The organism is Bacteroides sp. OM05-10AA (assembly GCF_003439055.1).
Classification (GTDB): domain Bacteria; phylum Bacteroidota; class Bacteroidia; order Bacteroidales; family Bacteroidaceae; genus Bacteroides; species Bacteroides intestinigallinarum.
This window is the reverse complement of sequence record NZ_QSUR01000094.1, coordinates 389-604: the sequence shown is the minus strand read 5'-3', so window position 1 is coordinate 604 and position 216 is coordinate 389. Positions and strand designations below refer to the sequence as shown.

Annotated in this window: 1 pseudogene; it reads left to right on the top strand. The window is 32.9% G+C overall.

Going from position 1 to position 216, the window contains the following annotated elements:
* Positions 1–183, top strand: a pseudogene (locus tag DXB58_RS28330) (hypothetical protein); the annotation flags it as partial.
* Positions 184–216 lie beyond the last annotated feature (33 nt).

Genomic DNA, 216 nt, shown 5'->3' with positions numbered 1-216 from the left:
GAATATAAAATATTTGCAACTGTATATAAGCCTAGTAGTGACTCCGCCGTATATTCATCATCTCCTTTGGCAATAAATAAAACAGTTAGTAGATTTTATTTGAATAGAAATTATGCAAGTGGGGGTACTACTGGATTATCACAAGAATCATGGGACTGGTTTGCGATCGGGCGTTGGAAATAACTAAAAAACAAATATTATGAAGTATTGGAAAAA